At 46.8% G+C, this 20872-nt stretch carries 20 protein-coding genes and 1 pseudogene; 14 read left to right on the top strand and 7 right to left on the bottom strand.

Going from position 1 to position 20872, the window contains the following annotated elements; translation table 11 throughout:
• Positions 1-93: 93 nt before the first annotated feature.
• A complete protein-coding gene (locus JFT56_RS03725) occupies positions 94-753 on the bottom strand; it encodes a cupin domain-containing protein (RefSeq protein WP_198782373.1) in 660 nt (219 codons plus the stop codon).
• A 218-nt stretch (positions 754-971) separates the two neighbouring features.
• Between JFT56_RS03725 and JFT56_RS03730 the strand changes: the two genes are divergently transcribed.
• Entirely contained in the window at positions 972-1379 is a 408-nt protein-coding gene (locus JFT56_RS03730; protein ID WP_198783490.1) for a GFA family protein, read from the top strand.
• Between the two features lie 37 nt (positions 1380-1416).
• Here the strand turns inward: JFT56_RS03730 and JFT56_RS03735 are convergent, their stop codons facing one another.
• Both JFT56_RS03735 and JFT56_RS03740 read right to left on the bottom strand, forming a co-directional pair.
• Positions 1417-1878 carry a DUF2390 domain-containing protein gene (locus tag JFT56_RS03735; RefSeq protein ID WP_198782374.1) on the bottom strand — a complete coding sequence of 154 codons (462 nt, stop codon included), beginning with the start codon at positions 1876-1878 and terminating at the stop codon, positions 1417-1419.
• Positions 1879-1919: 41 nt separating this feature from the next.
• Complete coding sequence (locus JFT56_RS03740) at positions 1920-3830, bottom strand: ABC transporter ATP-binding protein (RefSeq protein ID WP_198782375.1); 1911 nt, start codon at positions 3828-3830, stop codon at positions 1920-1922.
• A gap of 252 nt (positions 3831-4082) precedes the next feature.
• On the opposite strand from JFT56_RS03740, the gene JFT56_RS03745 reads away from it, so the two are divergent.
• From JFT56_RS03745 to JFT56_RS19890, 3 genes and pseudogenes are all read left to right on the top strand, one after another.
• Positions 4083-4286 (top strand): YheV family putative zinc ribbon protein, encoded by a 204-nt coding sequence (locus JFT56_RS03745; protein WP_198782376.1) that lies wholly within the window; start codon positions 4083-4085, stop codon positions 4284-4286.
• A gap of 431 nt (positions 4287-4717) precedes the next feature.
• Positions 4718-4987 carry a hypothetical protein gene (locus tag JFT56_RS03750; RefSeq protein ID WP_198782377.1) on the top strand — a complete coding sequence of 90 codons (270 nt, stop codon included), beginning with the start codon at positions 4718-4720 and terminating at the stop codon, positions 4985-4987.
• Positions 4988-5287: 300 nt separating this feature from the next.
• Positions 5288-5446 (top strand): annotated as a pseudogene (locus tag JFT56_RS19890) (transposase); the annotation flags it as partial.
• A 738-nt stretch (positions 5447-6184) separates the two neighbouring features.
• On the opposite strand, the gene JFT56_RS03755 reads toward JFT56_RS19890, so the two are convergent.
• Positions 6185-6670, bottom strand: a complete 486-nt coding sequence (locus tag JFT56_RS03755) for a hypothetical protein (protein WP_198783663.1) — start codon at positions 6668-6670, stop codon at positions 6185-6187.
• Positions 6671-7037: 367 nt separating this feature from the next.
• Here JFT56_RS03755 and JFT56_RS03760 point away from each other — a divergent pair, with 367 nt between their 5' ends.
• Together JFT56_RS03760 and dbpA are read left to right on the top strand one after the other, a co-directional pair.
• A complete protein-coding gene (locus JFT56_RS03760) occupies positions 7038-7910 on the top strand; it encodes a pirin family protein (RefSeq protein ID WP_198782378.1) in 873 nt (290 codons plus the stop codon).
• 277 nt (positions 7911-8187) lie between these two features.
• Positions 8188-9597 carry an ATP-dependent RNA helicase DbpA gene (gene dbpA, locus JFT56_RS03765; protein ID WP_198782379.1) on the top strand — a complete coding sequence of 470 codons (1410 nt, stop codon included), beginning with the start codon at positions 8188-8190 and terminating at the stop codon, positions 9595-9597.
• Positions 9598-9764: 167 nt separating this feature from the next.
• Here dbpA and JFT56_RS03770 read toward each other — a convergent pair whose 3' ends face one another.
• Both JFT56_RS03770 and JFT56_RS03775 read right to left on the bottom strand, forming a co-directional pair.
• Complete coding sequence (locus tag JFT56_RS03770; protein ID WP_198782380.1) at positions 9765-10187, bottom strand: VOC family protein; 423 nt, start codon at positions 10185-10187, stop codon at positions 9765-9767.
• 123 nt (positions 10188-10310) lie between these two features.
• Positions 10311-11351 carry an NADP(H)-dependent aldo-keto reductase gene (locus JFT56_RS03775; RefSeq protein ID WP_198782381.1) on the bottom strand — a complete coding sequence of 347 codons (1041 nt, stop codon included), beginning with the start codon at positions 11349-11351 and terminating at the stop codon, positions 10311-10313.
• Positions 11352-11804: 453 nt separating this feature from the next.
• On the opposite strand from JFT56_RS03775, the gene JFT56_RS03780 reads away from it, so the two are divergent.
• From JFT56_RS03780 to nqrF, 6 genes are read left to right on the top strand one after another with little or no spacing between them, the layout of a single operon-like run.
• Entirely contained in the window at positions 11805-13175 is a 1371-nt protein-coding gene (locus JFT56_RS03780) for a Na(+)-translocating NADH-quinone reductase subunit A (RefSeq protein ID WP_198782382.1), read from the top strand.
• Entirely contained in the window at positions 13175-14389 is a 1215-nt protein-coding gene (locus tag JFT56_RS03785) for an NADH:ubiquinone reductase (Na(+)-transporting) subunit B (RefSeq protein ID WP_198782383.1), read from the top strand. Before JFT56_RS03780 ends, JFT56_RS03785 begins: the two co-directional genes overlap by 1 nt.
• Positions 14379-15173 carry a Na(+)-translocating NADH-quinone reductase subunit C gene (locus tag JFT56_RS03790; protein ID WP_198782384.1) on the top strand — a complete coding sequence of 265 codons (795 nt, stop codon included), beginning with the start codon at positions 14379-14381 and terminating at the stop codon, positions 15171-15173. The genes JFT56_RS03785 and JFT56_RS03790 overlap by 11 nt, the downstream gene beginning before the upstream one ends.
• Positions 15170-15790, top strand: coding sequence for an NADH:ubiquinone reductase (Na(+)-transporting) subunit D (locus JFT56_RS03795; protein WP_198782385.1), 621 nt, complete (start codon positions 15170-15172; stop codon positions 15788-15790). Before JFT56_RS03790 ends, JFT56_RS03795 begins: the two co-directional genes overlap by 4 nt.
• A gap of 9 nt (positions 15791-15799) precedes the next feature.
• Entirely contained in the window at positions 15800-16408 is a 609-nt protein-coding gene (gene nqrE, locus JFT56_RS03800) for an NADH:ubiquinone reductase (Na(+)-transporting) subunit E (protein WP_198782386.1), read from the top strand.
• Positions 16409-16459: 51 nt separating this feature from the next.
• On the top strand, positions 16460-17677 hold the full coding sequence (nqrF, locus tag JFT56_RS03805; protein WP_198782387.1) for an NADH:ubiquinone reductase (Na(+)-transporting) subunit F: 1218 nt from the start codon (positions 16460-16462) through the stop codon (positions 17675-17677).
• 161 nt (positions 17678-17838) lie between these two features.
• On the opposite strand, the gene JFT56_RS03810 is transcribed toward nqrF, so the two are convergent.
• Positions 17839-18156, bottom strand: coding sequence for an ankyrin repeat domain-containing protein (locus tag JFT56_RS03810; protein ID WP_233095565.1), 318 nt, complete (start codon positions 18154-18156; stop codon positions 17839-17841).
• Between the two features lie 166 nt (positions 18157-18322).
• Between JFT56_RS03810 and JFT56_RS03815 the strand changes: the two genes are divergently transcribed.
• Positions 18323-18640, top strand: coding sequence for a hypothetical protein (locus tag JFT56_RS03815; protein WP_198782389.1), 318 nt, complete (start codon positions 18323-18325; stop codon positions 18638-18640).
• An 898-nt stretch (positions 18641-19538) separates the two neighbouring features.
• Positions 19539-20735 (top strand): serine hydrolase domain-containing protein, encoded by a 1197-nt coding sequence (locus tag JFT56_RS03820; protein WP_198782390.1) that lies wholly within the window; start codon positions 19539-19541, stop codon positions 20733-20735.
• The last annotated feature ends 137 nt before the right edge of the window (positions 20736-20872 follow it).

Below are 20872 nucleotides of genomic sequence, written 5' to 3' on the forward strand. Positions count from 1 at the left end.
TATCTAAACCTTGGATCAGCAATAAATTGCTAAGCCGCAGAAGTGTGCTGTCAACACTTGTGCGGCACAAAAGCGATTTGCTGCCAGATAGGGCTAAATCGTGCTGATGGGTAAATGGCCTGTTTTTACTAAGATAATGGTCTCTTCTTCGACAAAGGGAAAATGGCCGCTCATATGGGGACTGCGTATCCAAGTGTGGCGCGGATATTCGCCTAGCTCATCTTGAAACTTGCCCGATATCACCAAAATTTCTTCACCACCAAAATGCCTATGGGGTTGAAACTTTTCTCCCTTAGGCCATTTCACTAATGCGGTATGTTCGTGCTCGAACTCGTGTAACGGCATTACCTGTAAACCGCCAATGCCGGGTAACCATGGAGTCTCTTGGGTGTTAATCCTGACCAGCTCAAGATCTCGCGAATTGAATTGATTGAGTTTTACAAAGATTACGCAGCCCTCTTGGCTAAAGGGCGCATGCTGACTCCCGGGTGGATGGCGAAGATAACTGCCCGCGGGATAATCACCGTTTTCATCGGAAAATATCCCTTCGAGCACAAAGATTTCTTCGCCTTGCGGATGCCCATGAGTCGCAAACTGGGAGCTCGGGTCATATTTCACTATGCTGGTAGTGTGTCCCGATTCTTTAGCCTCCCGCTCCAGTGGTTTGCGCCACACGCCTTGAGCAGGACTTGGTAACCATGGTTGTGACTCGGTATCGATAAAGATACGTTCACTAAAGTTCATATTAAGCATAGTGTTATACCTGATTTAACCTTTTCTAAGGATGATGATTTATGTGTAGCTTGCTTAGCCGCAGGGATAAAGGCGTTGCTTTTACTGCTGGCTTCGCCCACATAGTACCTATGTTCGCTATATTACCACCGCCTGCATCGATGATCTTGTGGGTGACTGCTGGGGTGATTTATCGTATTAAGCTTTGGATCTGCTTTGTGAGGTTGATGGGAATGGGTATGTCTAAGATCTTGCGAGAAGGTGGCTGTCTATGTGGCGCCATTCGTTATCGGATTGAAGGGGAGCCCTTCGATGCCGATTATTGCCATTGCCTTATGTGCCAAAGGAGCATTGGCGCTGTGTTTGGTGCTTGGATGGATGTTAAGTTAGAGCAGGTGAGCTGGCTTAAGGGGAAAGTGGCTGAGTTTGCTTCCTCCGAGAGTGTCAGGCGGGGATTTTGCCAGCAATGTGGCTGCTCGCTCACCTATAGGCATACCCAATACCCAGAGTATTTAACCTTAACCATTGCCAGCCTAGATAATCCGAGCAGTATTAAACCGAATTACCATATTTATACCGATAATCAGGTGAGTTGGTTAACGATTGAGGATAACTGCAAACGCTATCCTCAAGGCCGCAGCACCTGACCTTAGGTTTGATAGTGATACCGCAAGAAGCATTGAGCTAAGGGGTGACCAGGCCGAGTTGTTGCACATCCCCTTCACCCAGCCCAAATAAACTCAGATAACTCACTAGATTTGCCTGCTGACCTTTGGGTTGTAGGTTATTGACAGCGTTTAAAATAATACGTTGGGCTTTACGTTCTATCATCAGTTCTACATCGAGCATTTGCTGATATTCGTCTTGGTTTAGATTCGCTTTGGCAAGGCGACGAAGGCGGCGATAGGGAGTGAGGAATTTGTCATCCCATTCGCTCACGGCGGCCACTAATATTTGCCATTGCTCAACACTGTATTCCCTCGGGCCCGCGACATCTAAGGTGATATCTAGGTAGTGTGCCAGCAGTAACAGATTCACATTGACTCGGCAGCTGTCCTGCAACTCGAGACACAGGGCCTTATTTTGCCCGTAGCTCATATCACACCAATGCCAAATATGGCCGTCTAACTGAATGACATCCGACATACTATTTCCTTGTACGTTAGGCTTAGGGTGGAGATTATGGGTTACTGGGCCATAACCTCAAGTTCCATTGCATCAATTTCTTCTTGTAACTCAAGCCATTGCATTTCACTTTCTTCTAGAGTTTGCGTCAAACTGGTGCGCTCATTGAGTACGGCCGTGAGTTTGGCTTTATTGTCTTGCTCATACAATTCACCATCGGCCAGTAAATGTTCGAGTTCGGCGAGGCGCTCACTGAGCTTTTGCTGATCGTTTTCAAGCTTGGCTTGCTTACGTTTAAGGGGCGACACTTTCTGGCGGATCTCCGCCTCTAGGCGCTTTTGCAGCTTCTTATCGGCAGCGGGCTTAGTGTCATCGCTATTATTGGTTTGACTTGCGCTGGCCTTGGCCGCGTCGAGCAGCCATTGGTGGTAATCCTCAAGATCACCTTCGAAGGCGCGGACTTCACCTTGATCAACCAGATAGTAATCGCTACAGGTTAACCGCAGTAAATGACGATCATGGGATACGATAACCATTGCACCTTCAAAGGTTTGCAAGGCCATTGTCAGGGCATGGCGCATTTCTAGGTCTAAATGGTTGGTTGGTTCGTCGAGCAATAATAGGTTAGGGCGTTGCCACACTAGCAGGGCGAGCACTAAACGGGCTTTCTCGCCGCCGGAAAAAGGCCGCACGGGTGAGAGCGCCATATCGCCATTAAAGCCAAAACCGCCTAAGAAGTTACGTAATTCCTGTTCGCGGGCATTAGGTGCAAGGCGCACTAAATGTTGCAGTGGTGTATCGTCTAAACGTAAAAATTCGATTTGGTGCTGGGCAAAGTAGCCAATATTAAGGCCAGGGTTAGGCTCATAGAGTCCCGTCATCGGGGACAGTTGGCCGGATAACAGCTTGATCAGTGTCGATTTACCCGCGCCATTTCGGCCCAGTAAACCAATGCGGGCACCGGGCACTAAGTTTAAATGCACTTTGCTAAGGATTTGTTTATCACCATATCCCACTGCCACTTGTTCCATTTTTATCAATGGATTAGGCAGGGCTTCGGGTGGACGAAACTCCATATAAAAGGGGCTGTCGGCCTGGGACGGTAGCAACTCAGTCATGCGTTCCAGCGCCTTTAAGCGGCTCTGGGCTTGTTTAGCCTTACTCGCCTTGTAGCGGAAACGGTCAACGAAGGACTGCATATGCGCCCGTTCTTTTTGTTGACGTTCGAAAGCAACCTGTTGCTGTGACATGCGTTCGGCGCGAATACGTTCGAAGGCGCTGTAATTGCCTTTATAGAAATTGAGTTTTTGATTTTCAACATGGACGATTTCATCGACGATTTCATCGATAAAGTCCCTATCGTGGCTGATTAAAATCAAAGTGCCTTGATAGGATTTAATCCAACCTTCGAGCCAGTACATGGTATCTAGGTCTAAGTGGTTGGTGGGTTCGTCGAGCAGTAATAAGTCTGAGCGGCACAGTAGCGCTTGGGCTAAGTTGAGGCGCATACGCCAACCACCCGAAAAGCTCTTAACAGGGTTGCTTTGCTCGGCTTCGCTAAAGCCCAAACCCGCCAGCAGTGCACCCGCGCGGGCGCGAATAGCATAACCACCGATAGCATCGATTTTACCGTGCAAGGTCGCAATGGCATGGCCATCATTTTGCTCTTGAGCTGTGTGTAAATCGGCTTCTAATTGGCGATATTCTTTATCACCATCAAGCACATATTCTAAGGCTGATACGTCAAGTGCAGGTGTCTCCTGGGCAACGGTGGCGATTTGCCAGCCCGATGGCAGGCTAAACTCACCCTTGTCTAGGCTCAAGTGACCTAAAATTAATGCGAGCAATGAGGACTTACCTGTGCCGTTGGCACCGACTAGCCCGACTTTATGGCCGGGGTAAATCGTGAGAGAGGCTTCATCTAGCAGGGTTTTGCTGCCACGGATTAATTGCGCTTGGTTGATGCTGATCATTAACTACAACTTGGTAAGAACGTGAATTCGTCAGGGCATGGATAATAGCCTACATGTCCATCGCAGACCATAGCTAGAGTCTTTATTAGTCAGGTAAATCCTTAACTGATGGGTGCTCGCTTTCGGAGTTGACCTTAGGTTTTGCTGCAAACGGCTTGCCGTTAAGGTAAGGCTGGTAATCGATAGGGAGTGTGGCAAAATAGCGACAATTTTTATGATTTAGCCCCAAGGGCTAACGATTTGGTCCAAGGTATGACAACAACAAAAATCAAAAAGCGTTTCGTTGCAGGCGCAAAATGCCCTAAATGCGGTGCCAAAGACAGTATTCTACTGTTCAAAGAACAGGGTATTGAAACCGTAGAATGCACTGAGTGCGATTACCGCGAGCAGCAAACCGATGAAAAGGTAGCTGAAAAAGCCACAGGCGCAGTGATAGGGGTGTTTAAGCCGGACTAGGTTTGGTTTTGCTCCTCACTATTAAAAGCTGAACTTCAAAAGTCCCTCAAATTCGCTGTGCAGGATTTCATTGCTTACCCTGTGACACGCCGTGCTCTTTGTTTAAAAAGCAGTGTCCCTATAGGCTCGACGGCGGCATCTGCTGTACATGGATGTACGAATGCCGCGATCATATGGATGTAAAAGAGCGGCCATGACGCCAACGGTCACAGTTGCAACAATGCCAATCTTAACTAACCTTCTCGCTGCTCGTCCTACTAAAAAGCTATTGCCCCAAAGTGATTTATCGACTTCGTGAATGTATCTTAGTCATTAGACGGCAATCGGCTATTGCAAAATATCGATGTTCGGTATTTACTGCGAGCGGATATGAATCAATAGCTTATAAATAAGACTATTTTGAGTTAGTTAAAGTAAATAAGGAAATGACTATGTTTATGTTTCTTGGATGGTTAATTTTGGCAATTCTAGTGGGTGTATATGCGAACACTAAAGGTCGCTCTGGATTGGGATTCTTCCTTCTTGCGGTCGTTTTCTCTCCACTTATAGGATTTATCATTGCATTAGTTATTTCACCAGTAAAAGGAGTGATTGAAGCCAATGCCATTCAATCCGGTGATATGAAAAAATGTCCAGATTGTGCTGAATTAGTCAAAGCAGAAGCGAAGATTTGCAAACATTGTCGTGCAGAGCTTGCGTGATTTTTAAGGTTATCTAAGAAAATTGACGCATAAAAAAGCTAGCACTTGCTAGCTTTTTTGTTCTTAGGAAGAAAATTTGAACACCCAGCCTTAATGGTACGGTAGCTAATCTCCAACTAAGCTTTGGTTAAGTATTAGACAAGGAGGTTTATATGCCGCGCCTTCGCAGAACTCAGACAAGTCTTTAACCCCTCTTTTTAATCAGTCCCTATTGCTATAGCCACGCGGTTCGGCGTGCCTTACTTTTTTGAAAAAGTGAGTGACTATGGTGCCTTTCGGGTCGTATTAAAAGGTGGGTAGCCCCAAAATCTACTGCCTTTTATCGGTAATGAATGTGATAACCGACTTAATGGCATTGTGTTTTTATTAACGGGCTACCTCGAATTAGTAGATGATACAGGCAGAATTATCCGAAGCGACAAACGTGGGACAATCAGTGAAACTAGCGCCAAGCTACTGACAGCTACATATATCACTTAAAAAATGATCCTCTCCTCGCACCTCCCAAGCACTATGGGATGACTTACCTCGTCTGAAATACACCATTTTTGAATAAATTAGCGTTACTTGTTGCCTTAGATGCTGTCCCTGCGATTTTTGATAACTCTCATTCACGCCACTTCAGCCTGAGCAGGTTGTAGGCAAACCCAAAGTGCATTATGTTATTGGTTTATAATGGGTGGCTGTTTATTGTGGTTTATTTCTTATGGGGGAGATTGATAGGTGAAAGCACTGTATCTACAGTGCTTTTTAGTTTTCCGTCGTCCAGATTTTCACAGAATAATTAGGCAAAATGTTACTTTTTGCAACGGCTAATGCTGGAACCCGTGGGTCTGATTTTGTCACATTCCTTGGTTGTTTTCTGCTCGGGGGTGCTTGCCGATGTCGAATCTGTATCACTTGATGACGCGCATCCGCTTAAGCCGAGGACTGCAAGGGGTATCAGTATGACTATCCATTTTTTGAGCATTATATACATCCCTGATTAAATGATTGTTTACACCTTTATTGCTGTCAGACAGCATTTAATCAATAACCTAACCAATAAACTCCAGTCTACAAAGTGATTAACGAAGGCACCGCTGAAATTTAATGCTTTCTACTGACAATTGACCTTCATTTAACTTTGGCGGCTGGATTTACTTTATGGGTGAACAGATTTACTGACTGGTTTAGTTATTTTATAAAGAGCGCGGTTCACTGTTGTGACTGATCGGTAGAACTAACACTAGAGCCTATATCGACCACAAAACCATCTTCAACTAAGGGGGCAGACGCAAATCCAGCCCTAGGTTCGGAAAAATAATACTGCTTATAGTGCCTACCTTCCCGATAGTACTCATAAAAACTATATTGCTGCGGGCCTGCGATAGACAACATTTGCGCCTCTGTCATACACATAGCTAAGTTACGAAATCTAATTTCATCCCTGTCAACTTTAACCCCTGCACATGGGTGTTTTTTTGTTTCGATAGTATTGCTTACAGGCGCAGATTCACTTACTGGACTGTCTCGCTTTTCTGGAACAACAAACCCAACCGACGAACCGTTAGTTAGCACTAGGGGCTGGCTCGATTCATCACAGGGATCTGATTGATATTTTCCATCCGCACATTTATAGACCTCGGCATAGGACGACAAAGGTAGGATGATTGCCAGTAGTATTAAAGATTTTCTATCCATAGATCACCTCAATGATTATGAGTTGTAGATTACCCGTTCAAGTATCCAAAACCAATCACAAATAAGGATTAAAGAATAGTCAGGATTAGGTTTTTATTCACTGTATCTATGTGTGAACGCCATAGTCAGTCTATGTGTATGGATATCCACAAACACTAAGGTCTTAGCCCCATTTAGCATCTAATCTTTACCTCCTTATAAGGCATCTACCATTCTATTTTTTCGAATGTTTAGGCCGGGATTTCGCGTTATTCTTTTGTAAACATCCTTGTTATTCTGCCTTCATCAGCAAAGCGTTTGCGTCTTGTATTAGCCGTATGATCTTGGCGTTTCGCGCATCGTTTTGCTCAACCGATAGGAGAGCATCATGAAAGTATTAAGCCAGTTTTCCGCTAAACCCGCGATGGATGGTGATGGGGTCAATATTCGCCGTGTGGCTGACTTTATCACGACTAAGTTCGACCCATTTTTGATGATGGATGAGATTAAATCCGATGATAAACAGGATTTTATCGGTGGATTTCCGCCACATCCCCACCGTGGGATGGAAACCTTTACCTATATCCGTAAGGGCGGTTTTGAACATCGCGATCAAATGGGCAACGTAAAGGCGATTCGCTCAGGCGATGTGCAGTGGATGAGCACGGGTTACGGCGTGGTGCATTCTGAAATGCCGCTGGCCGATGCGCTCGATGGTCTGCATGGTTTCCAAATATGGGTCAATATGCCGGCCAAGGATAAACTGCGCCCTGCGACCTATCAGGACACTGCAGCGAGCCCAAGCGTTGAAACCAGTAACGACACAGGCGCGACCTTAAAAGCCTTGGCTGGGGATTGGGCATTTGCTGGCAAGAGTGCTATTAGCTCGACCATCCAAGGGTTGTCGGGAGCGGCGGCGATTGCCGACTTGATGATTAACGCCAATGGCGAAGCACGGCTCGATTTATCCAAACATGAGTTTGCCGCACTCTATATTTACCAAGGCGGCTTGAGTAAGGGCGAAGATTCCCAATGGTCATCTGCTTCAAATCAACATCATGAAGGCGAGTTTTTAGTGCTCGATAGCCAAATGCCATTGCAGCTTAAGGCCGATGAACGCGGGGCGGGAATGCTATTATTTGTGGGTCAACCTATCCGTGAAAAAATCGTCCAGATGGGCCCCTTTGTGATGAATACCCAAGCGGAAATTCAGCAGGCGATCCGCGATTATCAAGAAGGTCGCTTTGGGCAAATTGCCTGATAGCCAAAAGAATGGGAGTTCGTTTGCCCTGTGTACCCGATTGCGGGATGACAGGGCTATTGTTTTGGGTTGCAAAGAGGGAATGCTTACCTTAGTAGGGATTATTTAAGACTTAAGGCAAAAGCCTGCTTTTGTTGTTACAATAGCCAAGCCTTTAGATAGTGCTGGCACTGGTGTTAAGGGCAATCTTAAGCCCACAAATACCCGTTTAATCGATAAGTAACGCAATTTCAGTAACCTAGCAGCCGCTTCGTTACCCACCACAGGATATTCACCTTTGAGCAACTCAGATACTAAGCCTACTCCATCACTGGCTTTTTCGACTCTTAAGCTAAAAAACGAATTGCTTGAGAACCTTTCTTCAATGGGCTACAACGAAATGACGCCAATTCAGGCGCAAAGTTTGCCGCCCATTCTGGCGGGTGAGGATGTGATTGGCCAAGGGAAAACCGGTTCGGGTAAAACGGCCGCCTTCGGTCTAGGCTTACTGAATAAGCTCGATGTAAAACGTTTTCGTATTCAAACCTTAGTCCTGTGTCCGACCCGTGAATTGGCCGACCAAGTGGCGCAGGAAATCCGAACCCTTGCCCGTGGGATCCACAATGTTAAAGTGTTGACCCTTTGCGGTGGTGTGCCAATGGGGCCACAGGTGGGCTCGCTCGAACATGGCGCGCACATTATTGTGGGAACGCCGGGACGTATTGTCGATCACTTAGATCGCAACCGTTTAGATTTAAGCCATCTCAACATGTTAGTGCTCGATGAGGCTGACCGCATGTTAGAAATGGGCTTCCAACCTGCGTTGGATGCGATTATTGAGCAGGCCCCGCGTGAGCGCCAAACACTGCTATTTAGTGCGACTTTCCCCGAGCAAATTCAATCGATTGCTCAGCAAATCATGTATAACCCAACCATGGTAAAAGCGGCGGTTACCCATGAAAAAAACACCATTGAGCAACACTTCTATCAGCTCGATGACGATAAAGCGCGCATGCAAGCGTTGCAATTATTGCTCTTAGAACATAAGCCTGAAAGCGCCGTGGTGTTTTGTAATACCAAACGCGAAACCCAAAAAGTGGCCGATGAACTCGAGTCCCTCGGCTTTAGCGTCCTGGCATTGCACGGCGATTTAGAGCAAAGAGACAGGGACGAAACCCTGCTGCAATTTGCCAATAAGAGCGCCTGTGTGCTGGTGGCGACCGACGTGGCCGCCCGTGGACTGGATATCGATGCCCTCGATGCGGTATTTAACTACCATGTTGCCTACGATACCGAAGTGCATATTCACCGCGTGGGTCGTACTGGCCGTGCGGGCAGTAAAGGCGCAGCTTATACCTTCTATAACGACCAAGACGGTTACAAAATTGCCTTGTTAGAAGAGTACTTAGATCGTGAAATCAGCAGCGAATCATTGCCATCTGAAAGCCTGCTCGGTAATACACCAGCAGCACCGACCATGATCACTTTGCAGATCGATGGCGGTAAAAAAGAGAAACTTCGACCCGGCGATATCTTAGGTGCACTGACGGGCGAAAACGGTATCGAAGGTTCACAGGTCGGTAAAATCCAAGTTACCGATTATCGCGCCTATGTGGCGGTAAACCGTAAGGTCGCTAAAAAGGCACTGAACAAGATCACCAGCGGCCGCATTAAAGGTAAGTCTTACCGCGCATGGCCAATGAAGTAGATACCATTGGTATCTGGGTAAAAAGCGAAGCCATTTGGCTTCGCTTTTTTGTTTTTACAGCATCTAGGCTGATAGTACCTTGTTATAATCCGAGTGCTTGGTCGTAACTAGCGCTTGGTACTACTGCATCAGTGTCGAGGGGGAGATTCACTTATTTAATCACAATGTCACTGGCATCTTTTTGCCATGGGATGATTTGGGTTAAGTTGCAGCAGATCCCAACGGTTGCCATAGAGATCTTCAAATACGGCAACTGTGCCGTAATCCTGCTCCTTAGGCTCGCGAATAAAGCGGATCCCAATGGACTGCATATAGTGATAATCGCGCCAAAAATCATCGGTATTTAAGAATAAAAACACGCGACCACCGGCCTGGTTGCCGATAAATGATTCCTGCTCGGGTTTGGAGGCTTTGGCTAACAGTAGGGCCGTACCATGGGAATTGGGCGGCGCTACCACGACCCAACGTTTATCCTGTTCGGGTTGATAGCTGTCTTCAATCAACTCGAACTTGAGTTTATTGACATAAAAATCAATCGCCTCATCATAATCTCTTACGACAAGTGCGATATGGACAATCGCCTGTTTCATCTTTTTCTCGAGTTTTGATGTCTATTACCAGGGCTATTGTAATCGCTATCGCAACGGTCGGGATACCGCTGCAATAGCATAAAACATCAATCAGTAGCGTAAGTCAGTCACTGACTCAAGAGACTAGGGGCAAGGTAATCTAAATTGATCGGACAGTTCGTTTAATCGTGCTAACAACTCAGGCGATAGCGTGACTTTTAGGCTGTCGATATTCTCTTTCAACTGATATAAATCCGTGGCGCCTATGATGTTTGAACCGACAAATTTACGTGAGTTAACAAAAGCTAATGCCATTTGTGCCGGCGTGAGTTTGAACTCACGGGCTAAATCCACATAAGCTGCCGTGGCATCGAGTGCCATTTGCGAGCCTGTATAACGGGCGAAGCGTTTAAACAGGGTTAATCGCGCACCTTCAGGCCATTGGCCATTGCAATATTTGCCCGTTAAGGCGCCAAAGGCTAAAGGCGAGTATGCGAGCAGCGGCAATTCTTCACGGTGGCTGATTTCACTCATGCCCACTTCAAAGCTGCGATTGAGCAAGTTATAGGGATTTTGCACACTCACAATCCGCGGCAAGCCATGTTTTTCAGCCAGTTGCAGATACTTCATCAAGCCCCATGGGGTTTCGTTCGACACGCCGATATAGCGCACTTTGCCTTGGCGAATGACTTCGGCGAGGGCTTCGAGGGTTTCGAGGATCGGGGTGTGATGCTCAATCTCTTGCTCGTCGTAAAAAAGTTCGCCGAAGAAATTGGTATTACGATCCGGCCAATGGAGTTGATAGAGATCGATAGTATCTATTTGCAGACGCTCGAGTGAGGCATCGACCGCTTGGTGGATATTGTTCCAGTCCAGCGCCATATTCTTGCGAATATAGTCACTCTTGCCCCCCGGGGCGGCAATTTTAGTGGCGATTACTAAGTCATCGCGATTGCCACGGGCCTTGATATATTGGCCTAGGATGCGCTCCGTCTCTCCTTGGGTTTCAGGCTTAGGCGGGACAGGATACATTTCTGCCGTATCAATAAAATTAATGCCATTACCTATGGCGTAATCCAGTTGGGCAAACGCTTCGGCTTGGGTATTTTGCTCGCCCCAAGTCATAGTGCCCAAACAAATTTTGCTGACCTCGAGATTAGAATGCGGTATGCGTCTGTATTCCATCTATTTCTCCTACGAAAACCTTCTTAGTTCGAGGCTATCAAGCTTTTGCGGTAAAGCAAAGGTTAAAGCGGCGCTAAGAATATTACTGGATTAAAAATAACCAATGCCTTGCGTGTATTTTGCTGGGTTTATTGCGACATACTGCGCACTAATTCGCCGCTGACTTTGTTTTTTGCACCTTTGCGTCGATTAGAGGGTGAAGATAGGGATTTTTGTCTATTTTTATGTAGTTAAGTTGCCTCTAAATCACTTATGACGTAATTATGAATTATTTGTTATAAAACTACATTTAGAGTTTTTGTTATGAATTAATGTAGATCTAAGTCACGAAATGATGCAATTTTACGTATATTACTTACGAATTTGCCGCGGAATGTGACGCCAATATCGGAATGTCTGTTAACAAACATCTACCCTAAATTTATCTAAAAATTTTCATGGTTGATATTTGTGATGGCAGATCTTTCAAACCAAATTATCACGATCAAAAAAGGCCTCAACTTGCCTATTGCGGGTGAGCCTAGGCAGATCATCGAACCCGGTAACAGGCCATCCCAAGTGGCACTGCTCGGCGAGGAGTATGTTGGCTTAAAACCGACTATGTTGGTTGAAGTGGGCGATAAGGTCAAAAAAGGCCAACCTTTGTTTGAGGATAAAAAAACTAAGGGTGTGTTATTTACGGCCCCCGCCAGCGGCGAAATCGTGGCGATAAACCGCGGTGAGCGCCGAGTGTTGCAGTCTGTGGTGATCCGTTGTGATGGCCTCGATGCCGATGAGCAAATCCGTTTCGAAATTCACAGCGATGTGCAGGCGCTTTCTGCCGATGTGGTTAAAGCACAACTGGTGCAGAGCGGTTTGTGGACCGCACTTCGTACTCGTCCGTTCTCAAGGGTGCCTGAGCTTGACACTCAACCTGCGGCAATTTTTGTGACGGCAATGGATACCAATCCATTGGCAGCGGATCCTCGGTTGATTATTGCCGAGCAAACCGATGCCTTTAAGCTTGGGCTACAAGTGTTGACTCGCTTAACCGAAGGTCAGGTTTACCTCTGCCAAGATAAGGGCGAAGCCCTAGTCGGTGCCGATTTACCTAAGGTTGAAGTGCGCCGTTTTGCGGGCGTACACCCTGCGGGATTAGTGGGCACCCATATTCATTTCACTTTACCCGTCAGCATTGAGCGTCAGGTGTGGCATATCGGTTATCAGGACGTGATTGCCTATGGCAAATTATTCCAAACCGGTGAGTTATATACCGATCGTATCGTCGCCTTGGGCGGCCCTAGCGTAGTCAATCCCCGTTTACTGCGCACTCAGCTTGGTGCCCAGTTAAGCGTGCTCGTGGCGGACGAAATTAAACCCGGCCATAACCGTGTGGTTTCTGGCTCAGTATTATCCGGCCATACCGCTATCGATGCGCATGATTTTTTAGGGCGTTTTCATAACCAAGTGTCTGTGCTCGCCGAAGATGCCGAGCACCATGTATTGCCTTGGGTACGGGGTGGTTCGGATAAATTCTCTATTACTCGTACTGTGACCTCCCGTTTATTTGGTCTGACTAAGTCCTTTGAATTTACTACGCATCAAGGCGGCTCTCAGCGCGCCATGATGGCCTTTGGTCAGCTCGATCGCGTGATGCCGCTGGATATTTTACCCACCTTGTTAGTTCGAGATTTAGTGGTGCGAGATACCGATGAGGCGCAGGCCTTAGGCGCATTGGAGCTAGATGAAGAAGATTTAGCACTCTGTACCTTTGTGTGCCCCGGCAAATATGACTTCGGTAAAGAATTACGTGCCTGTCTAGATGTTATCGAGAGGGAAGGTTAATGACGACACAACCTAAAAAACCTGATTTACAGGACGACTACTACGCCACAGGCAAATCCATGAAGGGCTTTGTGCGCTCATTGGTGATCGCCAGTGGCCGCAGCACTAAGGGCAAAGTACACGTACGTGATGCCATTGACGTTAAACGTACCATGACCTTAGTGGGCCTGTGTTTATTGCCCGCCATTTTATTTGGCTTATATAACGTAGGTTTACAGGCTCAAATTGCCCTAGCTGGTGGATTAACGACACCGGACACTTGGAAGCTGGCGCTGTTTAACGCCTTAAGCGGCGGCTTAACTGCAGAGACTGGCGTGATTGGCCTGTTCCTCTATGGCTTAAGTTTTTATTTGCCGATTTACCTCACGGCATTGCTCACCAGTTTATTTTGGGAAGTGGTGTTTGCGCGGGTTCGTGGCCAAGAATTGCACGAAGGCTTCTTCGTTACCGCACTGCTATTTACCTTAATCTTACCCGTTGCAATTCCGCTCTGGCTGGTGGTCATGGGCATTAGTTTTGGGGTTGTGGTGGCCAAAGAGCTGTTTGGTGGTATGGGGTATAACTTCCTCAACCCTGCACTGGCGGGCCTTGCCTTTATTTATTTTGCCTATCCATCCGAAGTCACCACAGTTAAGCAGTTAGTGGCGGTTGATGGATTTTCCGGAGCAACGGCGTTAGCACAAGCGGCGGCGGGCAAGCTTGAGTTTGCCGATTACGCTTGGTATAGCGCCTTTAGCGATCCTAATTGGTGGAATAACTTCTTTGGCTTTACTGTGGGTGCCATTGGTGAAACCAGCACGTTGGCGGTATTGCTGGGTGGTTTGCTGCTGATCCTGACTCGCCTAGCCGACTGGCGCATTGTGGTCGGCGTTATGCTAGGCATGATAGCCACTGCCACTTTATGCAATGTTATCGGCTCAAGCACTAACCAAATGATGGCAATGCCCTGGACATGGCATTTAGTCACAGGTGGTTTTGCGCTGGCGATGATGTTTATGGCGACCGATCCCGTGACGACCTCCTACACCCGCCCAGGCAAATTTGCCTACGGCGCGCTGATTGGTTTTATGGCCGTGCTTATCCGTGTTGCGAACCCCAAAATGCCTGAGGGCATGATGTTAGCGATTCTGTTTGCCAACCTGTGGGCACCGCTGTTCGATTATCTGGTGGCCCGTGCCAACATCAAACGGAGATTAAAACGTCATGGTCTTTAAGAAAGATACTGTGGTGGGGACTATGGTCTTCACCATCACGCTCTGCCTTTTGTGCTCCTTTATGATCACCGGCACCGCGGGCGTATTAAAAGAGCGCAAACTTGCGAAAAAACGCGATGAGTTACAACGTTATGTGTTGATGGCGGCCGATGTTGATCTTGGTCAAGGCAATGAGTTTAGAGAGATTTTTGCTAAATCCGTTAAGCCATTATTGATCAATCTCGACACGGGCAAAGTGGATTCAGATGCCAATGTACTCGACTTTGATGAGCGTATGGCGGCGATTAACCCTGAAACCTCAAGTACTCCGAAAAAGGATATCGCTAAGATTAAAACCCGTGCCAACGATGCCCGTGTATTTAAAATCTTAGATGCCGACGGCAAGTTAGTTAGCGTGGTCGTGCCCTTCTACGGTAAAGGGCTGTGGTCGATGATCTACGGCTATGTTGCCGTTGAACCTGACTTTAACACCATCAAAGGCATGGTGGTGTACGAGCACGGTGAAACTCCAGGTATCGGTGACTTTGTGACTGATCCGCAATGGTTATCCCTGTGGAAGGGTAAGCAACTCTTTGATGAAAACGGTAAGTTTGCTATGCGCCTCGTTAAAGGCGGCGCTAAAGAGGGTGATATTCACGGGGTTGATGCTGTGAGTGGCGCGACCATGACAGGCCGCGGCGTACAGCGGGCAATGGAGTTTTGGTTTGGCGTTGAAGGCTTTCAAACCTTCTTCAACCAGTTAAAGGCGCCAGCAGTGCAAGGTGAGTTGGGAGGTGCAAAATGAGCAACACTTTATCCATGCGTGACATGCTAACTGGGCCAGTGTTTGCCAATAACCCGGTCGCGATGCAAGTGCTTGGGGTCTGTTCGGCGCTGGCGGTCAGTAACTCAATGCAAACCGCTGTGGTGATGACACTCGCGGTGACCTTTGTGTTGGTGTTCTCTAACCTGATCATCTCCATGATCCGTAACTTTATCCCAAACAGTGTGCGGATTATTGCTCAAATGACAGTGATTGCCTCCTTGGTGATTATCGTCGATATGGTATTGCAGGATGTGGCCTATGAGTTATCTAAGCAACTTTCTGTATTTGTTGGCTTAATTATCACTAACTGCATCATTATGGGCCGCGCCGAAGCCTTTGCCATGAAGTATCCACCGCACTTAGCTGTTGTTGATGCCGTGGGGAACGCAACGGGATATGGCTTGATTTTGATCAGTGTGGCCTTTGTACGTGAGCTGTTAGGAACGGGCAATTTATTCGGCCATAGCGTGTTTACCACGATTGAAAATGGCGGCTGGTATCTACCGAACGAGATGTTCAAGTTACCGCCGAGTGCTTTCTTCCTGATTGGCGTGCTGATCTGGACCATCAATGTGATCCAGCGTAAACGGGGTTAAGGAGCAGATATGGAACACTATATAAATCTATTTTTGCAGGCCACTTTTATCGACAACATGGCGCTGTCGTTCTTCCTCGGCATGTGTACCTTTTTAGCCGTGTCTAAAAAGGTGTCCACCGCCTTTGGTCTAGGTGTGGCTGTGGTAGTGGTGATGACCTTAGCCGTGCCGTTAAACCAGCTGATCTATGTGAAGGTTCTCGCACCAGGTGCTCTATCTTGGGCGGGATTAGCGACTATTGATTTAAGTTATCTGCAGCTGATTACTTTTATCGGTGTGATTGCAGCCTTAGTGCAAATCCTTGAGATGTTTTTGGATAAGTACATTCCAAGCCTGTATGACTCGCTGGGGATCTTCCTGCCACTGCTCACCGTAAACTGCGCAATTTTTGCGGGAGTGATCTTTATGGCGAACCGTGATTACAACTTTGCCGAATCGGCGGTGTTTGCTATGGGCTCGGGTCTTGGCTGGGCGGTGGCGATTGTGCTGCTGGCGGGACTGCGGGAAAGAATGAAATTCAACGCCATTCCCGAAGGCTTACAAGGTATAGGTATCACCTTTATTACCACTGGCTTGATGGCGCTAGGCTTTATGTCTTTCTCGGGTATCTCGTTGTAACGAGTGCTTGAGAAAGTGCAACCGCATTCTGTTTAGAAGAAGGGTTATCGGATGGAAATGGCAATAGGCATAGGCATGTTCACCTTAGTGGTGTGCCTACTGGTGATAGTAATCCTTATCGCCAAAAAGAAATTAGTGACTACCGGTGAGATCACTATCGGGATTAACGACGATGCCGAAAAAAGCATCAAGGTTGCCGCGGGCGACAAATTGCTCGGCGCGCTGGCGAGCCAAAGTATTTTTATCCCCTCGGCCTGTGGTGGCGGTGGGACCTGTGGCCAGTGCCGCGTAAAAGTCAAATCGGGCGGCGGTGATATTCTGCCAACCGAACTTGGGCATATCACTAAGAAAGAAGCCAAAGAGGGCTGTCGTCTCGCCTGCCAAGTCGCGGTGAAAACCGATATGGAACTTGAGCTAGACGAAGAAATCTTTGGGGTGAAGAAGTGGCAATGCGAGGTGATCTCAAACGATAACAAGGCCACCTTTATCAAAGAGTTATTATTAAAACTGCCCGAAGGTGAAGATGTGCACTTTAAGGCGGGGGGATATATCCAAATTGAAGCGCCAGCCCATGTGGTGAAATACGCTGACTTTGATATTCCTGCAAAATACCGTGGTGATTGGGACAAATACGGTCTGTTCGATTTAGTCTCGACCGTGAATGAGGATGTTCTGCGCGCCTATTCGATGGCGAACTATCCCGATGAAAAGGGCCGCATTATGCTTAACGTGCGGATTGCGACGCCACCTTCGGCCAATGTGCCACCGGGTAAGATGTCTTCTTACATCTTTAACCTCAAGGCAGGGGATAAGGTGACCATTTCTGGCCCATTCGGTGAGTTCTTTGTGAAGGATACCGATGCAGAAATGGTGTTTATCGGCGGTGGTGCGGGTATGGCACCGATGCGCTCGCATATTTTCGACCAGCTAAAGAGCAAAAAAACCAAACGTAAAATGAGCTTCTGGTACGGCGCCCGCTCGACCCGTGAGGTGTTTTACCAGCAAGATTTCGATACTTTAGCCGCCGAGAATGACAACTTTGTCTGGCATGTGGCGCTGTCGGAGCCCCTGCCTGAGGATAACTGGACGGGTTACACTGGCTTTATCCATAATGTGCTGTATGAGAATTATCTTAAACATCATAAGGCACCCGAGGATTGCGAGTTCTATATGTGTGGCCCACCGATCATGAACTCTTCAGTAATTAAGATGCTCGAAAGCCTAGGGGTTGAGCCTGAAAATATCCTGCTCGATGACTTCGGTGATTAAGTTGTAAGTGAGTAATAAAAATCGCGTTAGGCAGAGCTAGTACAGCTGAGTCCAACGCGATTTTTGTTTATCTGGCTTTTTAGAATCTCGCTGTCTTTAGTTTTCGTACCTTTAGCTTTCACATCTTTATCTATCCTACTTGATGCTATGTCGCTGCTTTCCTAGCGAAAGGATTTGCCGCCATGGCGGCTTAAATAACTCACCATACGCTGACTCTCAGCGGTATAGCATCCCATGCGAAACTCACCCTGCCAGTAGGCAATATCGAGCGGATGATACCCCATCGCATTCGGATGATTCACATCAGCCCCCGCATCCACCAATAATTTGAGCAGTTCAAAAGACTGTAGCTCACAGGCATGCAAGAGTGCCGTCATCGCATTTTCGTCCACGCCTTCAAGATCAGCGCCATTGGCAATAATGCGCTTAATCGCCAGAGTATCCTTCGCCTTTACCGCATCGATAAGTTCAGTGCTCATTTGATCGCTATTTAACCTCATCCAAAGGATTTAATTTAAGTGGATTTAGTCTAGGTTTCTGTAACTTGTAGGCGAAACTCCGTAAGCTGAGTAGCTTATACCTAAATGTTTATGACTACAGGTATAACTTATCATGGATGTAATAGTTGTAGGATAGGAGGCTTGTTTGAAAAAGTTAGCAGTAGTATCACTTATCTGTTTCTCCCTCAGCGCATGCTCTTCACTCAATGAAGTTAAATTGGATTCTCAATCGGTATCCAGCTACATAGGTGAAAAGGTCAAAGTCACCACAATCTCTGGCGCACAAATGGAATTTCAAGTCGAAAGTGCAACGGAACAGCAGATCGAGGGAGAAGGGCAACTAGTCAAAATTGAAGATATACAGGCGTTGGAAGTTGAGGAGTTTAGCCCGCTAAAATCGATATCACTTTCTGCCGGCTTATATATGTTAGGGGCGGTAATTATTGCTGTTGCCGTTTTATAACGATTGATCCATTGTGAGATATTTTACTGTTGTTTACTGACTTCTCTGGCTGGGATTGTCGAAGATAACTGGCTTTGGAGTTATTCTAGCTATATCAAAGTAAGCGGAGTTCTAGCTATGAAAAAAGTCAAAACTACGAATGAACCTCGTAAAACCATAGGCAATTTCGTGCCTAACATAAAGAACTTTGAAGTTAGCCTGTCGTATGAAGGTATTACGGCCAGAGACAATCGTGTTGCTGTATCTTTAGAGTCATTGAAACTCAGATATGCAAGGTAAGTACGGTGTAAATCAGGATCACTACTGTTATGAACAAAGAAAGGACAGGCAGAACTCTTTATTAATTTAACCGCTAACACTGTAATTTCAGGAGTTCACCTTCCCCTGCGAAGTTGCCGCGGGGCGTTGGAATAAATTGCGTGAGTCCGGTCATGGTCGTTCTCGTGCATCTGATCCATAGGGAAATGGAAAATGTCAGTATGATGTATGGAACATCATTGACCATGTACTTCACGACATTCAGGCATCCTGCCTATCAGATGACCGGCTAGCTTTCGGACTCTCTGTTTAACATCAAGGGGATGAACCATCGGAAGCGATAGCAATTTATCCATAAGAGCAAGGCCAGTCTCTAATGCATGTAACTTCGCTAGGGGCGTCTTGACTGATGTGAAATCGATGGGCAAGGAGGATAGGACGAGCAGTCCTCCTTGGTCAACTCTTGATTAAACTCTTGATTAAAAAAAACAGGGGGTGAAGCCCCACTACTTTGACTTTGCTTTTAAAAACTCAGTCCAGACTGTCATTCCAAATTTCCAACACCGCAACACTAAAAAAACTTGTGGTATGCTTGCCGCTTTCAACTCTGGCCATTGGCCAATTACGTTAAGGATAACCTATGCGTTTGAGTGTCATCAGTACCCTGTTGACTGGTTTGTTATTACTCCCAAGTGCTTGTAGTTATGGCTTTTTATTAGAGACGGATAGTGGGCAGGCGCGAGGGTTGCAAGGCGGTAATTCGATTGTCGTTGAAAGCCAAATCGCATCCTCTGCCTCAAAGTCGGCGGAGATTAAGAGCTTAATCCAAGCTGCGATAAAGGATTCGCCGCAGCCATTTAGTGGTAGCGTTATTCTGCTTGAAGAGGGGAAACCACTGCTTGAATTACAAAAGGGCGAAGGTATTAGTCAAGATTCGCGCTTTGTGATGGCATCACTCTCTAAACAAATCACTGCAACCTTGGTATTGCAGGCGGTCGATGCGGGGAAACTCGACTTAAATCTATCGCTAAATCATTACCTTTTTGGTGATCTTGATGGGGATAATAAGGCGCTAAAAGGCACTGAGGCGGGGACAAATTCAAGTGCAAACGCTTTAAATCCCAGTCGATATGACGCGCGGATTACGCTGCATCAACTGCTGACGCATACATCGGGTGTCGATAAATTGGGTAAGGCGAATCGTTTCGAGCCAGGTAGCCAATTTGAATACTCCAACTTTGGATATTCACTGCTTGGGCAAGTGCTTGAGAAGGTCAATCAACAATCCTTTGCCGAGCAAGTGACGCAGTTTGCTACGCGATACCAGCTTAATGGCCTGAGTGCTGAGCTTGGTAGTATTGCGGCGATTCATGCCAAAATGCCTTCACTCGCCGTTGGTTTACAGGAAAGTGAGGTGATTGCCCCCTCAGATTTAGTGCTTGATGAAGCTTTGTTGCCCGCAGGGGGATTAATTGCCTCCGCGCCCGCTTATGCCGCCTTTTTGCAGCAATTACATGCTGGCAAGTTGATGAGCGCAGAGAGTTATGAGCGGATGACAAAGGCGCATACCGAGATCCAATTCTTATGGCCGAATATGCACTATGGCTATGGGGTAAGGATTAATAAGGACGATGGCCTCGTCGAATACAGTCATACGGGCTATTTAACCGGTTATATGTCGATGACACTGCATTATCCCGAATTTAATTTGGATCTGGTGATGCTGGAAAATCTATCGCTAAATCTTAATGATCGCGCTCGAGTATTTGAACTGCATAATCAGATACGTCAAATCATCCGTAGCCAGTTACTGCTTGCTAAAGCTTCTAATGCTTAAACCTCTGATGTTTAAACTTCTGATGTTTAAACCTCTAATGTTTAAACCTTAGGTTTCGCCATTATGTTGGCTGATAGGCGACTAAGTTTGCCTATGGCAGTCTTCACAGTGGCACTTTTTGTTAGGTTTAATCTCGA

Origin of the sequence: Shewanella putrefaciens (assembly GCF_016406305.1) — a bacterium.
In the GTDB taxonomy this organism is placed as follows: Bacteria; Pseudomonadota; Gammaproteobacteria; order Enterobacterales; family Shewanellaceae; genus Shewanella; species Shewanella putrefaciens_C.